General features: G+C 60.4%; 14 protein-coding genes. 8 read left to right on the top strand and 6 right to left on the bottom strand.

Features of this window, described 5'->3' with window-relative positions:
- Window positions 1-18 precede the first annotated feature (18 nt).
- The 5 genes from oscA to RYA97_RS16050 all read left to right on the top strand — a co-directional run bounded on the left by oscA (window position 19) and on the right by RYA97_RS16050 (window position 4,147).
- Window positions 19-201: a sulfur starvation response protein OscA gene (oscA, locus tag RYA97_RS16070; protein WP_002551397.1), complete on the top strand. Its 183-nt coding sequence runs from the start codon at window positions 19-21 to the stop codon at window positions 199-201.
- A 150-nt stretch (window positions 202-351) separates the two neighbouring features.
- Window positions 352-1,362, top strand: a complete 1,011-nt coding sequence (locus RYA97_RS16065) for a sulfate ABC transporter substrate-binding protein (protein WP_002551396.1) — start codon at window positions 352-354, stop codon at window positions 1,360-1,362.
- A gap of 94 nt (window positions 1,363-1,456) precedes the next feature.
- A complete protein-coding gene (cysT, locus tag RYA97_RS16060; protein WP_002551395.1) occupies window positions 1,457-2,278 on the top strand; it encodes a sulfate ABC transporter permease subunit CysT in 822 nt (273 codons plus the stop codon).
- A 13-nt stretch (window positions 2,279-2,291) separates the two neighbouring features.
- Window positions 2,292-3,164: a sulfate ABC transporter permease subunit CysW gene (gene cysW / locus RYA97_RS16055; protein ID WP_004662918.1), complete on the top strand. Its 873-nt coding sequence runs from the start codon at window positions 2,292-2,294 to the stop codon at window positions 3,162-3,164.
- 2 nt (window positions 3,165-3,166) lie between these two features.
- Window positions 3,167-4,147 (top strand): sulfate/molybdate ABC transporter ATP-binding protein, encoded by a 981-nt coding sequence (locus RYA97_RS16050; RefSeq protein ID WP_002551393.1) that lies wholly within the window; start codon window positions 3,167-3,169, stop codon window positions 4,145-4,147.
- 537 nt (window positions 4,148-4,684) lie between these two features.
- On the opposite strand, the gene RYA97_RS16045 is transcribed toward RYA97_RS16050, so the two are convergent.
- The 3 genes from RYA97_RS16045 to RYA97_RS16035 are packed head-to-tail and all read right to left on the bottom strand — an operon-like array spanning window position 4,685 to window position 7,655.
- On the bottom strand, window positions 4,685-5,497 hold the full coding sequence (locus RYA97_RS16045) for a sulfite exporter TauE/SafE family protein (protein WP_016982713.1): 813 nt from the start codon (window positions 5,495-5,497) through the stop codon (window positions 4,685-4,687).
- Window positions 5,490-6,743 (bottom strand): FAD/NAD(P)-binding oxidoreductase, encoded by a 1,254-nt coding sequence (locus tag RYA97_RS16040; RefSeq protein ID WP_117140705.1) that lies wholly within the window; start codon window positions 6,741-6,743, stop codon window positions 5,490-5,492. The genes RYA97_RS16045 and RYA97_RS16040 overlap by 8 nt, the downstream gene beginning before the upstream one ends.
- Before the next feature lie 27 nt (window positions 6,744-6,770).
- Complete coding sequence (locus RYA97_RS16035) at window positions 6,771-7,655, bottom strand: MBL fold metallo-hydrolase (protein WP_002551390.1); 885 nt, start codon at window positions 7,653-7,655, stop codon at window positions 6,771-6,773.
- Between the two features lie 266 nt (window positions 7,656-7,921).
- Between RYA97_RS16035 and RYA97_RS16030 the strand changes: the two genes are divergently transcribed.
- Complete coding sequence (locus RYA97_RS16030) at window positions 7,922-9,244, top strand: sigma-54 interaction domain-containing protein (RefSeq protein WP_016982711.1); 1,323 nt, start codon at window positions 7,922-7,924, stop codon at window positions 9,242-9,244.
- 277 nt (window positions 9,245-9,521) lie between these two features.
- On the opposite strand, the gene RYA97_RS16025 is transcribed toward RYA97_RS16030, so the two are convergent.
- A complete protein-coding gene (locus RYA97_RS16025; RefSeq protein ID WP_002551388.1) occupies window positions 9,522-10,091 on the bottom strand; it encodes a xanthine phosphoribosyltransferase in 570 nt (189 codons plus the stop codon).
- Between the two features lie 53 nt (window positions 10,092-10,144).
- The gene (gene rep, locus RYA97_RS16020) at window positions 10,145-12,154 is read right to left on the bottom strand and encodes a DNA helicase Rep (RefSeq protein WP_004660029.1); all 2,010 of its coding nucleotides are present in this window, start codon (window positions 12,152-12,154) and stop codon (window positions 10,145-10,147) included.
- Window positions 12,155-12,359: 205 nt separating this feature from the next.
- On the opposite strand from rep, the gene RYA97_RS16015 reads away from it, so the two are divergent.
- On the top strand, window positions 12,360-14,024 hold the full coding sequence (locus RYA97_RS16015; RefSeq protein ID WP_316892673.1) for a bifunctional diguanylate cyclase/phosphodiesterase: 1,665 nt from the start codon (window positions 12,360-12,362) through the stop codon (window positions 14,022-14,024).
- A 12-nt stretch (window positions 14,025-14,036) separates the two neighbouring features.
- Here the strand turns inward: RYA97_RS16015 and RYA97_RS16010 are convergent, their stop codons facing one another.
- Window positions 14,037-15,416, bottom strand: coding sequence for a NorM family multidrug efflux MATE transporter (locus tag RYA97_RS16010; RefSeq protein WP_005782439.1), 1,380 nt, complete (start codon window positions 15,414-15,416; stop codon window positions 14,037-14,039).
- A 155-nt stretch (window positions 15,417-15,571) separates the two neighbouring features.
- Here RYA97_RS16010 and RYA97_RS16005 point away from each other — a divergent pair, with 155 nt between their 5' ends.
- Window positions 15,572-16,492: a LysR substrate-binding domain-containing protein gene (locus tag RYA97_RS16005; protein ID WP_002551384.1), complete on the top strand. Its 921-nt coding sequence runs from the start codon at window positions 15,572-15,574 to the stop codon at window positions 16,490-16,492.
- Window positions 16,493-16,543 lie beyond the last annotated feature (51 nt).

Raw genomic sequence — 16,543 nt, 5'->3', positions numbered from 1 at the left:
CTTTCAAGGAATAAGACAATGAGCGCATCTCTACGTAGTGTTGACGGTCAGGACGAAGCAGCAATTCTGCGTGAGATTCAGAGTGCGTTGCGTGACCTGCGTTTTGGCGCCGTCGAAATCACTGTGCATAACGCGCAAGTGGTGCAGATCGAGCGCAAGGAAAAGTTTCGTTTGCAGAACCCCGCCGCCAAGCAGAGCTGAAGCGGCATTACCCGACTGGTCAACCGGAGGGCTTCATCCTGACTCCTGATACCTCCCCTGAAAAAAGCAGCGCGCCCGTGCGAATGCCGTTCTGACGCGCCAAGAAGAAATTAAAAAAGCCAACACACCGCATTTCCAGGAGCTTCATCTATGTCCATTCGCCGTTTTGCTCTGGCCGCTCTCGCCAGTGCTGTTTTCGCAGGTTCGGCTGTTGCCAAGGATTACGAACTGCTCAACGTGTCTTACGATCCGACCCGCGAGCTGTATCAGGATTACAACGCAGAATTCGTCAACTTCTGGAAAAAATCCCATCCGGACGACAAGGTCGAGATCAAGCAGTCTCACGGTGGCTCGGGCAAGCAGGCCCGTGGCGTGATCGACGGTCTGCGTGCAGACGTGGTGACCCTGGCACTGGCCGGTGACATCGATGAAATCGCCAAGCTGGGCAAGACCCTGCCCGAAAACTGGCAGACCCGTCTGCCGGATGCGAGCACGCCTTACACCTCGACCATCGTGTTTCTGGTGCGCAAGGGCAACCCCAAAGGCATCAAGGACTGGGGCGACCTGATCAAGAAAGACGTCTCGGTGATCACGCCGAACCCGAAAACCTCAGGTGGTGCACGCTGGAACTTCCTGGCGGCCTGGGCCTACGGCCTGAAGGCGGGCGGCGGCGACGAAGCCAAAGCCAAGGAATATGTGCAGACGCTGTTCAAGCACGTGCCGATTCTGGACACCGGTGCGCGTGGTTCGACCATCACCTTCGTCAACAACGGTCAGGGTGACGTGCTGCTGGCGTGGGAAAACGAAGCATTCCTGGCGCTGAAAGAAGACGGTGGCAAAGACAAGTTCGACATCGTCGTGCCGTCGCTGTCGATTCTCGCCGAACCTCCGGTAGCCGTAGTCGACAAAAACGCCGAGAAGAAAGGCAACACTGAAATCGCGACTGAATACCTCAAGCACCTGTACAGCAAGGAAGGTCAGGAAATTGCTGCGAAAAACTTCTATCGTCCACGTGATGCCGAAGTAGCCGCCAAGTACGAGAAGCAATTCCCGAAACTTGATCTGGTGACTATCGACAAAGACTTTGGCGGCTGGAAAACTGCGCAGCCGAAGTTTTTCAATGACGGCGGCGTTTTCGACCAGATTTATCAGGCGCAATAAGCCGAATCAGGATGCCGCGCGAGTGGCATTGCAGGTTGGGTCAAGCAGCCCGGATTAACGTCCGGGCTTCGTGCAAGTGAAACCAGGGACTTTTATGTCGCGTCGTATCTCCCCCGTCATACCCGGCTTCGGGCTGACGCTGGGCTACACCTTGGTGTACCTCAGTCTGATTGTGCTAATACCGCTGGCCGCCATGTTCGTGCATGCCGCGCAGCTGACCTGGGATCAGTTCTGGACCATCATCACGGCACCACGCGTGATCGCGGCACTCAAGCTGAGTTTCGGCACCGCGTTCTACGCGGCCCTCATCAATGGCGTGATCGGCACGCTGCTGGCCTGGGTGCTGGTGCGTTACACCTTCCCCGGTCGCAAGATCATCGATGCAATGATCGATCTGCCGTTCGCCCTGCCGACTGCTGTGGCCGGTATTGCCCTGACGGCGCTGTACGCGCCCAATGGCTGGGTCGGGCAGTTCGCCGCCGACCTGGGCTTCAAGATCGCCTATACGCCATTGGGTATTACCCTGGCGCTGACGTTCGTCACCCTGCCATTCGTGGTGCGCACCGTGCAGCCTGTGCTGGCCGACATCCCCAAGGAAGTCGAAGAAGCCGCTGCCTGCCTGGGCGCGCGTCCGCTGCAGGTGTTTCGCCACATCCTCGTTCCGGCCTTGTTGCCTGCCTGGCTGACCGGCTTCGCTCTGGCGTTTGCCAGAGGCGTGGGCGAGTACGGTTCGGTGATTTTCATTGCCGGCAACATGCCGATGAAAACCGAGATCCTGCCGCTGCTGATCATGGTCAAGCTCGACCAGTACGACTACACCGGCGCGACCGCTATCGGCGTGATGATGCTGGTGGTTTCCTTCATTCTGCTGCTGCTGATCAACCTGCTGCAGCGGCGCATTGAAACCCCATCCTGAGGAGGCGCAGAACATGTCTTATTCATCTGTTTCAGCCGCCGCCTCTGCCAACGCCGCCCGTCGTGGCAGCGCGGTGTCGCGACGTATTCTGATCGGCCTGTGCTGGCTGGTGTTTTTTCTGTTTCTGGGCCTGCCGCTGTTCATCGTGGTGTCTCAGGGGCTGAAAAACGGTCTGGGCGCGTTCTTTACCGCGATCCTCGAGCCGGACGCGCTGTCGGCGCTGAAGCTGACGGTCATCGCGGTACTGATCTCGGTGCCGCTCAATCTGGTATTCGGCGTCAGCGCCGCATGGTGCGTGAGTAAATACTCGTTCCGCGGCAAGAGCATTCTGGTCACGCTGATCGACCTGCCGTTCTCGGTATCGCCAGTCATTGCCGGTCTGGTCTACGTCCTGATGTTCGGTGCGCAGGGCCTGTTCGGTCCCTGGTTACAGGACCACGATATCCAGATCGTCTTTGCCCTGCCGGGCATCGTGCTGGCGACCATTTTCGTCACTGTGCCGTTCGTTGCGCGCGAACTAATCCCGCTGATGCAGGAGCAGGGTACTCAGGAAGAAGAGGCGGCGCGGCTGCTGGGTGCCAACGGCTGGCAGATGTTCTGGCACGTCACGGTGCCGAACATCAAATGGGGCCTGATCTACGGCGTGGTGCTGTGTACTGCGCGGGCAATGGGTGAGTTTGGCGCGGTGTCGGTGGTTTCCGGCCACATTCGCGGCGTCACCAACACCCTGCCGCTGCACGTCGAAATTCTCTACAACGAGTACAACCACGTTGCAGCCTTTGCCGTGGCGAGCCTGTTGCTGATCCTGGCGCTGTTCATCCTGCTGCTCAAGCAGTGGAGCGAATCCCGCATTAACCGTCTGCGCCATAACGCGGCGGAGGAATAATCATGTCGATCGAAGTCCGTAACGTCAGCAAGAATTTCAACGCCTTCAAGGCCCTGAACAACATCAGTCTGGACATCCAGAGTGGCGAGCTGGTGGCTTTGCTCGGGCCGTCAGGCTGCGGCAAGACCACCCTGTTGCGCATTATTGCCGGCCTGGAAACCCCGGATGACGGCAGTATCGTGTTCCATGGCGAAGATGTTTCCGGCCATGACGTGCGTGATCGCAACGTCGGCTTTGTGTTCCAGCATTACGCGCTGTTCCGCCACATGACGGTGTTCGACAACGTCGCGTTCGGCCTGCGCATGAAGCCCAAGCGTGAGCGTCCGAACGAAACGCGCATCGCGGAAAAGGTCCACGAACTGCTGAACATGGTGCAACTGGACTGGCTGGCCGATCGTTATCCGGAGCAGTTGTCCGGTGGTCAGCGTCAGCGTATCGCCCTGGCCCGAGCCTTGGCGGTCGAGCCCAAAGTGTTGCTGCTGGACGAGCCATTCGGCGCACTGGACGCCAAAGTGCGCAAGGAACTGCGTCGCTGGCTGGCGCGCCTGCACGAAGACATCAACCTGACCTCGGTGTTCGTGACCCACGATCAGGAAGAGGCCATGGAAGTGGCTGATCGCATCGTGGTGATGAACAAGGGCGTGATCGAACAGATCGGCTCGCCGGGCGAGGTCTACGAGAACCCGTCCAACGACTTCGTCTACCACTTCCTAGGTGACTCCAACCGCCTGAGCCTGGGCGAGGAAGGGCACCTGTTGTTCCGTCCGCATGAAGTGTCGCTGTCCCGCCAGGAAATCGAAGACCACCACGCAGCTGAAGTCCGCGACATCCGCCCGCTGGGCGCGACAACACGGGTCACGCTGAAAGTGGAAGGGCAGAGCGAACTGATCGAGGCCGAAGTGGTGAAAGACCACGACAGCCTGGTAGGCCTGGCCAAGGGCGAGACACTGTTCTTCAAACCGAAGGTCTGGCAAAAGCTTTAAGCCCACCCCCCCGACTATCGTTCCCATGCTCCGCATTGGGACGATAGTGATCTCGGGATTTTCATCGTTCCCATGCTCCGCGTGGGAATGCCTTTCTGGACGCTCGGCGTCTGATCTTGAGTGCGCGGCGTCAGCACGAGCATGTGACGCGGAGCGTCACGAACTGCATGCCAACGCGGAGCATTGGCACGATAGTGATCTCCAGACTTTCATCGTTCCCATGCTCCGCGTGGGAATGCCTTTCCGGACGCTCGGCGTCCGATCTTGAGTGCGCGGCGTCAGCACGGGCATGTGACGCGGAGCGTCATGAACTGCATGCCAACGCGGAGCATTGGCACGATAGTGATCTCGAGACTTTCATCGTTCCCATGCTCCGCGTGGGAATGCCTTCCTGGACGCTCTGCGTCCGATCTTGAGTGCGCGGCGTCAGCACGGGCATGTGACGCGGAGCATTGGCACGATAGTGATCTCAAGATTTTCATCGTTCCCATGCTCCGCGTGGGAATGCCTTTCTGGACGCTCTGCGTCCTCGGGCGGTTAGCGCACTGACAACGCGAGCATGAACGCGGCAACAATGCCGCACAGCGCGAACAGCTGTTGCAGGCGCGGGCCGGCGAGGTAGCGGGCGACTTGTCTGCCAGCTATCAAGCCGATGACTGCACCCAGCGCAAAAGGCGCACCCACCGTCCAGTGCATCACCCCGCTCAAGGAGGCGGTGATGACGCTGCCCGTCGAGACCAGCGCAATCACCGCCAGTGACGTCGCCACAACGCTTTTCATGCCCAGATCGCTGTAGCGGGTCAGCGCCGGAATGATCACGAAACCGCCGCCCACACCCAATAGCCCGGACAATAACCCTGAACCCACGCCCGTCAGCGTCAAAGCGCGCAGGCACGGCATGGTCCAGCGCAAACGGCCTTGCAGCGGGTTGAGCACGCAGGGCAGCATTTCTGCGCGCGGCGGCGGTTGGCCATGGCGCAATTCGCGGCTGGCCCTGATGAACATGCGCGTGCAGGCGTACAGCAGCACGACCGAAAAGACCAATGCCAGCGGTGTATTGGGCAGCCGATGGGCGAGCCACAGGCCAAGAGGTGCCATCAGCACACCAATGGATGCGATATACCCGGCAGCGCGATAGCGGACGATACCCTGACGCAGCCCCAGCACCGCGCCGATTCCCGCCGCCAGCCCGACGGCCAGCAGGCCGACAGGTGCCGCTTCGACAATCGACAGGCCAAGACCAAAAACCAGCAGCGGGACCGCGAGAATGCCGCCGCCCGCGCCTGTCAGCGCCAGTACCACGCCAATGATCGCCCCCAGGCCAACGCCCAGCAGTTGATGCTCATCCATGCCTGGCGTCAGCCTTTTCCGGTTTGGCCAGCCATTCACGTCCCTTGAGCATGCCATGCCAGTAAAGTACGGGCAGCACGCGTTCTTTCAGCCACCAGGCCAGCCGGGTCGGTTGACGGCCATCAAGCAGCCAGCGCGGGAAGCTCGGCGCAACCTTGCCGCCATAGGTGAATTCAGCCAGTACGATCCGGCCTTTCTCGACGGTCAGCGGGCACGAGCCATAACCGTCATAGACGGCAGACTCACTCAGACGACCCAGCGCGACCAGCACATTATTGGCCACCACCGGTGCCTGCTTGCGGGCGGCCGCGGCGGTTTTGGCGTTGCTGGTATTGGTGGCATCGCCCAGAGCATGAACATTGGCGAACTGTCGGTGCCGGAGCGTGGCAGGGTCCACGTCCACCCAGCCTGCGGCATCGGCCAGCGGGCTGCTGCGAATGAAGCCGGGGGCAATCTGCGGTGGCACCACGTGCAGCATTTCAAAGCTGTGCTCGACGGTTTCGCTGCTGCCATCGGCCTGCGTGCAAACAAACGTAGCACGCTTGCCCGGCCCGTCGACGGCCACCAGCCGATGACTGAACTTGAGGTCGATGGCGTAGCGCTCGATGTACTTCATCAGCGCCGGTACATAGTCCGCCACACCAAACAGCACGCCACCGGCGTTGAAGAACTGCGTATTGATCTGCGCCAGACGGCCGGTTTTCAGCCAGTGGTCACAAGACAGGTACATGGCCTTCTGTGGCGCACCGGCGCATTTGATCGGCATGGGCGGCTGAGTAAACAGCGCGCGCCCTTGCTTCAAGCCCTGCACCAGCTTCCAGGTATAGGGTGCCAGGTCATAGCGATAGTTGGAGGTCACGCCGTTGGCACCTAGCGTCTCGACCAACCCGTCGATGGCCGCCCAGTCCAGCTTCAGGCCGGGGCAGACCACCAGTTGCTGATAGCCAAGCGTGCGCCCGTCGGCGAGCGTCAGGGTATTGTGCTGCGGCTCGAAGGTCGCCACCGCAGCCTTGATCCACTGCACACCTTTGGGAATCAGCGACGCCATGCTGCGTGCCGTCGACTGCGGCGTGAAAATGCCCGCGCCGACCATGGTCCAGCCCGGCTGGTAATAGTGGGTATCGGCAGGGTCGACCAGGGTGATCTGCAGGGCAGCATCACGGGCGAGCAGGCTTGCAGCAGTGGCGATACCGGCAGCACCGCCACCGACGATCAGGATCTGACAGCTAGTTGTCGAAGCATTCATCACAGGGTTTCCCAAGGCGGGCAGCAGTCAAAAGGCATTGAGCGGGATCTTCAGGTAGACGACGCCGTTGTCTTCCGGCTCGGGAAAGTGCCCGCAGCGCATGTTGACCTGCACCGAAGGCAGCATCAGCACAGGCATATCCAGCGTCACGTCACGGGCTTCACGCATGCTGACGAACGCATCTTCATCTACGCCGTCATGAACATGGATGTTGCTGGCGCGCTGTTCGGCGACGGTGGTCATGTATTTCAGCTCACGACCGTTGGGCAGGTAGTCGTGGCACATGAACAGCAGGGTGTCAGGCGGCAACGCCAGCAGTTTGTGAATGGAGCGGTACAGCGTGCGCGCATCGGCTCCGGGAAAGTCGCAACGCGCGGTGCCGTAATCGGGCATGAACAACGTGTCGCCCACAAACGCGATGGTTTTGTCGTCGACCTGCACCAGGTAACTCATGCACGCCGGTGTATGCCCGGGCGTATGCATGGCCTTGACCTGAAGTGTTCCAAGGGCGAACGAGGCGTTATCTTCCAGCAGCACATCGAACTGGCTGCCATTGCGGGCAAAGTCAGACGGCGCGTTGAATAGCGCGCCAAAGGTTTCCTGCACGGCGGTGATATGGCTGCCGATGACGATTTGTCCGCCAAGCTGCTGTTTCAGATACGGCGCAGCCGTGAGGTGATCCGCGTGCACATGGGTTTCGAAAATCCACTGCACCGAAGCCCCCAGCGCCTGTACCCGGCCGATCATCCGGTCGGCAGACTCGGTCCGGGTGCGGCCCGACTTGGGGTCGTAATCGAGCACGCTGTCGATCAGCGCGCACTGCTTGCTGTCCAGGTCCATCACCAGGTAGCTGATGGTCCAGGTGTGACTGTCGAAGAGTGCTTCGACATAAAGTTTTTCACCGATGATCATGTGCAATTCCCATGGCTGTAAATCGCCTCGAGGCCCGTTTGGTCAGGCCGGACGGTTGGCAGTCGTTGCTATGACATCTCAATAACCATGCCAAAGGCCGGAAAACCCATTGAGCATAGTAAATACAAGGCGTTGAGGGATTCTGCGGAAAACCCGCGTGATGGTTGCCAAGGCGCTGACTGCCACATTCTGGCAGTCGCTTGGCAGACGGTGGCATAAGCTGGCAGCGAGATGGGTTAAGCTGCGGCCAATCCACAGGAGCAAGCATGACCCTCATCGCCACTGATTTACCCGGCAGTCGCATGCAGTCGCTGGTGTCATACCTCGAACATGACCTGCGACCGACCATCGTTCTGGACACCGACTACAACATCATCGCGGCCAATACCGCCTATCAGCGTCAGTTCGGCGTTGAAGGCACGCCACATGTGGGCGAGAAGTGTTATCGGGTGTCGCATCAGTTCGCGGTGCCGTGCGATCAGGCTGGTGAACATTGCCCGATGCGCAAGGCCCACGAAACGCGGCTTCCGGAGCGTTTGCTGCATATTCACCACACACCTCGCGGCCCTGAGCATGTGGATGTGGAGCTGCGGCCGATTCTCGATGACGGGGGTGAAGTCATCGCCTACGTCGAGCGACTGAGTTCGGTGGCCGTGGCGTCGGTTCAGCCGCAGCAGCATGGGCTGGTCGGTCGTTCAGCAGCATTCAAAGAGGTCCTGAGTGCCTTGCAACGCGCTGCACCCGCACAGATTCCGGTGCTGCTGCAGGGCGAGTCGGGTACTGGCAAGGAATTGTTCGCTTGCGCACTGCACGCCAGCAGCGCCAGGTCCGCCGGGCCGTTGGTGGTGGTCGATTGCACCGGGCTTACCGAAACCCTGCTGGAGAGCGAGCTGTTCGGCTATGAAAAGGGCGCGTTCACCGGCGCGTTGCAGCGCAAGACCGGTCTGGCCGAAGCCGCTCATGGCGGCACGTTGTTCCTTGATGAAATCGGCGAGGTGCCGCTGGCCATGCAGGTCAAGCTGTTGCGGCTGATCGAATCAGGCAGCTTCCGCCCGGTGGGCAGCCTGCGAACGGTGCATTCGGATTTTCGGCTGGTGGTGGCCACACACAAACCGCTCAAGGAGATGGTCACCAACGGCAGTTTTCGCCAGGATTTGTTCTACCGCATCAGCGCCTTCCCGATCCGTCTGCCCGCCCTGCGCGAACGCAGCGAGGACTTGCCGCTGCTGATCGACAGCCTGCTGCAACGCATCGCGCCAGGTGCTGCTCCGCGTGTCGACGCCGAGGCCATGAAGCTGCTGAGTCTGTACAGCTACCCCGGCAACATCCGCGAGCTGCGCAACATACTTGAGCGCGCCCGCCTGTTTACCGATGACGGCGTTATTCGCGTACAGGATTTACCCGCTGAAGTGCGCGGGCAGGGCGAAGAAGCGGGTGGCGTGACTTACCGCCAGCAGGACGACGGCCTGGAGAAACTCGCCCATGCACTGCGAGTGTTCAACGGCTCGCGCAGTGAGCTGGCCAGAGAGCTGGGGCTGAGCGAACGCACCCTGTATCGACGTTTGCGTGCACTCGGCATTCCGCGCTGAAGCACGCACACGGCGACGCAGAGCGTCGAGAACTGCATTCCCACGCTGGAGCGTGCGGAACGATAACCGTAACTATCGTACGGCGCTCCCCCACTGGAGCGTGCGGAACGATCATCGCAACTATCGTACGGCGCTCCCCCACTGGAGCGTGCGGAACGATAATCGCAACTATCGTGCGGCGCTCCCCACTGGAGCGTACGGAACGATAATCGCAACTATCGTGCGGCGCTCCGCGTCGCATGCCTTTCCGGACGCTCTGCGTCCTCCCTTGAACACGTTACTTGAACGTCACAACCCCACCGGCCAGGGATTCAACCCGCGCCAGCGATTCCACTCTATAGCCCTGTGCATCCAGTTCGGCACGGCCGCCCTGGAAGGACTTCTCGATCACGATCCCCAGCCCGGCCACGGTCGCACCGGCCTGCTTGATGATCGAGATCAGCGCCTGCGAGGCTTTGCCGTTGGCGAGGAAGTCATCGATGATCAGCACGTGATCGTCGCTGCTCAGATGACGCGGCGAGATCGCCACGGTGCTCTCCACCTGTTTGGTGAACGAGTACACGGTCGCCGACAGCAGGTTTTCGGTCAGGGTCAGGGACTGGTGCTTGCGGGCGAAAATCACCGGCACGCCCATGTTCAGACCCGCCATGACGGCCGGCGCAATGCCGGAAGCTTCGATGGTCACGATTTTGGTCACGCCAGCGTCGGCGAACAGACGGGCGAATTCGTCACCGATTTCCTTCATCAAGGCCGGATCGATCTGATGATTGAGAAACGCATCGACTTTCAGCACCTGATCGGACAATACGATGCCTTCTTCGCGAATCTTCTTGTGCAGTGCTTCCACTTCAATTCCTAGACTGCGCCATTGCGCAATAAATGATCAATTTCGTTTATCGACTAGCGTTTCAGCATGGCGCGGATATCGGCAAGCGCGGTATTGCCGCGAACCGCTTTGACTTCCGTCGGAGTGTCGTCATTGCCTTCCCAGGCCAGATCATCCGGGGGCAGCTCATCCAGAAAGCGGCTTGGCGCGCAGTCGATGATTTCACCGTACTGCTTGCGCTTGGCGGCGAACGTGAAGGCCAGAGTCTGCCGCGCGCGCGTAATGCCGACATAGGCAAGACGGCGTTCTTCTTCGATGGTGTCGGCTTCGATGCTGGAGCGGTGCGGCAGGATCTCTTCTTCCATGCCCATGATGAACACGTAAGGAAACTCCAGCCCCTTGGAGGCGTGCAAGGTCATCATCTGCACGCCTTCGGCACCATCTTCCTCTTCCTGCTGACGTTCAAGCATGTCGCGCAGGACCAGCTTGCCGATGGCTTCCTCAATGGTCATACCGCCTTCTTCGTCCTTTTCCAGCGTGTTTTTCAACGCCTCGATCAGGAACCAGACGTTACTCATCCGGTAATCAGCGGCCTTTTCGCTGGAGCTGTTCTGCCGCAGCCAGTTCTCGTAATCGATGTCCATGACCATGCTGCGTAGTGCGGCGATGGGGTCGTTCTGTGCGCACTGCTGGCGCACGCCGTCCATCCAGCGCTTGAAGCGCTGCAAACGGTCGGTGTAACGGCTGTCCAGGTGCTCGCCCAGACCGATTTCTTCGGTGGCGGCGTACATCGACACCTTGCGTTCGGTGGCGTAATTACCGAGTTTTTCCAGCGTGGTCGAGCCGATTTCACGACGCGGCACGTTGATGACCCGCAGGAAGGCGTTGTCGTCGTCCGGGTTCACCAGCAAACGGAAATACGCCATCAGGTCTTTCACTTCCTGGCGACCGAAGAAGCTGTTGCCGCCCGAAAGTCGATACGGCACCTGGTGGTGCTGCAATTTGAGTTCGATCAGCTTGGCCTGGTAGTTGCCGCGATACAGGATGGCGAAGTCGCTGTAGGGCCGGTCGGTGCGCAGGTGCAGGGTGAGGATTTCCATCGCCACGCGCTCGGCTTCGGCATCTTCGTTACGGCAACGGATGACACGGATTTCGTCGCCGTGGCCCATCTCGGACCACAGTTGTTTTTCGAAGGCGTGCGGGTTGTTGGAGATCAGCACGTTGGCGCAGCGCAGGATGCGGCTGGTGGAACGGTAGTTCTGCTCCAGCATGACCACTTTCAACGACGGGTAGTCGTCCTTGAGCAGCATCAGGTTTTCCGGTCGCGCACCGCGCCAGGCGTAGATCGACTGGTCGTCGTCGCCCACCACGGTGAACTGATGGCGCGAACCGATCAGCAGTTTAACCAGCAGGTACTGGCTGGCGTTGGTGTCCTGATATTCGTCCACCAGCAGGTAACGCACCTTGTTCTGCCATTTCTCCAGAATGTCGGCGTGTTCCTGGAACAGCTTGACCGGCAGCAGAATGAGGTCGTCGAAGTCCACCGCGTTATACGCCTTGAGCGTGCGCTGGTAGTGGGTGTAGACGATGGCGGCGGTCTGTTCCTTGGGGTTGCGGGCGTTTTCCAGCGCGTCGGCAGGCAGGATGAGGTCGTTTTTCCACGAACCGATCATGTTCTTGATTTCGTCGACACCGTCGTCGCCCGAATACTCTTTCTGCATGATGTCGGTCATCAGGGCCTTGACGTCGGTCTCGTCGAAGATCGAGAAGCCCGGTTTGTAGCCCAGCCGCGTGTGTTCCTTGCGGATGATGTTCAGACCCAGGTTGTGGAAAGTCGAGACCGTCAGGCCTCGTCCTTCGCCGCCTCGGAGCAGCGTACCGACGCGCTCCTTCATCTCGCGCGCGGCCTTGTTGGTAAAGGTCATGGCGACAATGTACTGGGCGCGGATGCCGCAGTTCTGGATCAGGTGCGCAATCTTGCGGGTGATCACACTGGTCTTGCCGGAACCGGCACCGGCGAGCACCAAAAGAGGGCCGCCGACGTAGTTCACGGCTTCCTGCTGCCGGGGATTGAGTCGGGACATGGCGGTATGAAGAGTCGTCTGTAAAAAAGGTCGGGCATTTTAACAGGCCCACGGGTTTGTGCAGCGGTCATCGTAGCCAGACAGTGATCGCTATCTAATTCTTCTGTTTTTGTTACATTTGCGCCGCGACGCAACGATACGTGTATTTGTCACGCTCCAGCGGGAGTGCGGCCACCGGTTTTTCCTTTGCACTTAGGAAGTTAGATTGCCTACACCTGTCGAACCCTTGCGATTGCTGTTATTGGCGCACGAGCCTTTCTGGTACGCGCTGCTGCGCGATTGCCTCACTGCGCCGGGCAGCAACGTAATACTTCTGCATGGCGAGAACTGGGACGCTTTCAGCGCCGGGTACGCTAACGAGCGCAGCACCGTGCTGCTGACAACGCCCGACCTGCAGCCCAGAACCGGAACCTGCCTGCTACCCACCGTGGTGCTGCTCGAAAAGGAACCGCTGGTCGGACCGAGTGGCGTCAGTGACTGGCTGGTGCGCGATGCATTGACCGGCGATGCGCTGCGCCGCTGCCTGCGTTATGTCCACGAGCGCAGTCGCCTGGAAGACAGCCTGCGGCGTCTGGTCGGTCAGGACCCATTGACCGGCATCGCCAATCGTCAGGGTTTTCAGGCGCTGTTGACGGCGCGTCTGGCCGAGGGTGGCAGCCTGGCGCTGGGGCATCTGGACCTGGACAACTTCCGCCGCGCCAACGATTCGCTGGGGCATCAGGCCGGTGACCGACTGATTCTGCAAGTCGTGGCACGTCTGAAAAACCAGCTCGCTGCGGGCGATCAGCTTGCACGCCTGGGCGGCGACGAATTCGCCCTGTTGATTGACACCCGCACAACACCTGCACGCGCCATGCAACTGGCCGAGCGAATTACTGACGTGCTGTCCGAACCCTACTGGGTCGATGGCGAAAGCCTGCTGCTGGGTTGCAGCCTGGGCATTGCCCATTCACAAACCCGGCCCGAAGCAGACCCGCTGATGTGGCACGCGCACATCGCCATGCGCCAGGCCAAGAGCATGCAGGGCTGCACCTTTCATCTGTTCGACGAGCGCATCAACCGCAACGCCCGCAGCCTGGCCGATCTGGAAGGCGAGCTGCGACGAGCCCTGCGCCGCGATGAACTGGAGCTGCATTATCAGCCACGGCTGTGCCTGGAGACCGGGCGCGTTGTCGGCCTGGAAGCGCTGGTACGCTGGCGCCACCAGGCGCGCGGGCTGCTGCCGCCCAGTGAATTCGTGCCATTGGCCGAGCAAAGCGGCCTGATCGTGCCGCTCGGCTACTGGGTCATCTTCCGTGCCCTGCGTGACATGCAGGCCCTGCGCGAGCAAGGATTTGCGCCGTTGCATATGGCGATCAACCTGTCGTTCCGGCAATTTCAGGACAGCCAGTTGTTGCCGACACTGAGTCGCCTGATTGAGGAGCTCAGCGTCGACGCGCACTGGCTGGAGTTCGAACTGACCGAAACTGCCGTCATGCGCCGCAGCGATCAGGTCCTGCAGACCATGGACGCAATGCGGCGGCTGGGTGTGCGCTTCTCGCTGGATGATTTCGGTACGGGCTATTCATCGTTTATGCACCTCAACAGCCTGCCCATCGCGCTGCTCAAGATCGACATGGGCTTTGTCGGGCAGATGGAGCTACGCGAAGAGAACCGCAAGCTGGTCAACGCCATGATCAAGCTGGCCCACAACCTGAACCTGGAAGTGGTCGCCGAGGGCGTCGAAACCGCCGGGCAACAGGAGTTGCTGCGCGATTTCGGCTGCGACCAGGTGCAGGGTTATCTGATCAGCAGGCCGCTGCCTATAGCGGATCTGGTGGCTTACCTGCGCTCGGAAGCCGCCAATACGGGTGCATCAAACTCCGGATGACGGCGCGCCGGATCAGGCCGGCACAGCTAACCCGGCTGCCTCCCGACGCAACAGGCGAGCCGTCTTCCACTCAAACGCATAGGTCAGCGCCACAGCCGAGCAGAACAGACCCAGCGCCAGCCCCCACCAGACGCCTGAAGCACCGGCATCGGTAGAAAAGCCGAGCAACCAGGCGGCAGGCGCGGCAATCAGCCAGTAACAGCCCAGACCGATCAGGAACGTGGTGCGCGCATCCTTGAGCCCGCGAATCGCCCCCATCGCAATCGTCTGAGTACCGTCGAAGAACTCGAACAGGGCCGCAATGGCCAGCAGTTTTGCGGCCAGCACGACAATCTCGGCAAAGGCCGGGTCATTGATATCCAGAAACAGGCCGATGACCACATTAGGTGCCAGCCAGAACAGCAACCCGAACATCAGCATCACGCAGCCGCCAAAACCGATGCCCAGACGGCCCGCCATGCGCACCATCAACAGGTTGCCCGCGCCATAATGCTGGCCGATACGCATGGTTACCGCATAGGACATTCCCACCGGAACCATGAACGCCATGGACACTGTCTGCAGGGCGATCTGGTGCGCGGCCATTTGCGTACTGCCCATTGCCCCCATGCAGAACGCTGCGAAGGTAAACAGGCCGACTTCCACCGCATAGGTCCCGCCAATCGGCAGGCCGAGACGCCAGAGTTCTTTCAGATGGCTGCGCGACAACTTCGAAAGCCCCTTGCTGATCGGGTACGCCGCGTAGGCCGGATGGCGCTTGATGTGCAGTGCCAGCGCCAGGGCCATGCAGTTGGTCACGATCGCGGTCACCAGCCCGATGCCCATCAGCCCCAGATTCGGCAGCCCGAGCCATTGATGAATCATCGCGTAATTGAGCACGAAGTTTGCGCCCGCACCGGCCAGACTGATGGTCATCACCGGCCCCGCACGCCCGAGTGCACTGGTGAAGCCGCGCAGTGCCATGAAGCTGAGCAAGCCCGGCAGGGCAAAGGGCAGGGTGATCAGAAACTGGGCAGCCATATGCACGTTGGCTTCGGCCTGGCCGAACTGCAACAGGATGGGCTCGAGGTTCCACAGCAGCAGCGCAGCAACCAGCGCCATGCCCCACGCCAGCCACAGACCGGCCTGGGTCAGGCGCGTCGCACCTTCGGTATCACCTGCACCATGGCGAATCGCGACCAGCGTGCCGACCGCAGCCATCACGCCCACGCAAAAGAACGAAACAAAGCTGTACGTGGCCGCACCCAGGCCACCGCCTGCCAGCGCCTCCGGACCGATCTTGCCCATCATCACCGTGTCGGTGAACACCATCAGCATGTGCGCCATCTGCGATGCAATCAGCGGCCCGGCAAGGCGCAGGATGATCCAGAGTTCTTTAAGTGCGGGCTGCATGTGGGCGGTGCTCTACGGCGGAGTTCGGATGAGCGCCTATTCTGGGCGGTTGCACGCGCAAGCACAAAACGATAAACCTGATGCGCTGCATGAGTAAAACTCATCTGAAGCGATTTGCAGTAAAGTAGCCACTCATCGCCAGCAGGAAGCGCCATATGCCTCGCAGTCTCCCCCCTCTTTATGCACTAAGGGCATTTGAAGCTGCGGCGCGGCATACGTCGTTCACGCGGGCGGCCGAGGAGCTTTCGATCACTCAAAGTGCAGTAAGCCGTCACATCCGCACGCTGGAAGAGCACTTTGCCTGTCGTTTGTTTCAGCGCAACGGGCGCAACTTGCAACTGACTGAATCAGCGCGTGCGCTGTTGCCCGGCGTGCGTGATGGGTTTCTGGCGCTTGAGCGAGCCTGCAGCACCTTGCAGACCGACGAAGGCATTCTGCGCATGAAAGCGCCATCGACGCTGACCATGCGCTGGTTGCTGGCGCGGCTCAGTCGCTTCCGTCATCTGCAAGTAGGCAACGAGGTGCAGCTGACCAGCGCCTGGATGGATATCGATGCCGTGGACTTTACTCTGGAGCCTTTCGACTGCGCGATTTTACTCAGTCACGGGCATTTCCCCTCGGACTGGGAAGCCACTTTGCTGTTCCCGGAGCTGTTGATTCCGGTGGGGGCACCTACGTTGTTGAAGGACCCGCCATGGGACGTGAAGCGGCTGGCCAAGGCCGAGTTGCTGCATCCCACCCCTGACCGGCGTGACTGGCGCACCTGGCTGAACCGCATGGGGCTGGCCGATCAGGTGTCGCTCAAAGGCGGGCAGGTGTTCGATACGCTTGAGCTGGGAATGATTGCAGCGGCACGCGGTTACGGCGTATCGATGGGCGACTTACTTATGGTCGCCGAGGACGTGGCGCAGGCCCGTCTGAGCCTGCCGTGGCGCACCGCGGTATTCAGCGGAGAAAATTATTATCTGGTCTGGCCGCGCACAAGGCCCGGCGCAGAGCGTTTGCGTCGCCTCAGCGATTTTCTGCAGACGGAAGTCAACGCTATGGAGTTGCCGTTAGTTGAAGTACTGCATTAAAAATTAGTTTAGTATTGAACTGCCATCATTGGTTAATGTCGCGACCGTTAC

Origin of the sequence: Pseudomonas syringae group sp. 26L6, from assembly GCF_032587815.1 — a bacterium.
GTDB lineage: Bacteria > Pseudomonadota > Gammaproteobacteria > Pseudomonadales > Pseudomonadaceae > Aquipseudomonas > Aquipseudomonas amygdali.
The sequence above is the reverse complement of the archived record's forward strand: the minus strand, read 5'-3'. Positions and strand labels throughout refer to the sequence as shown.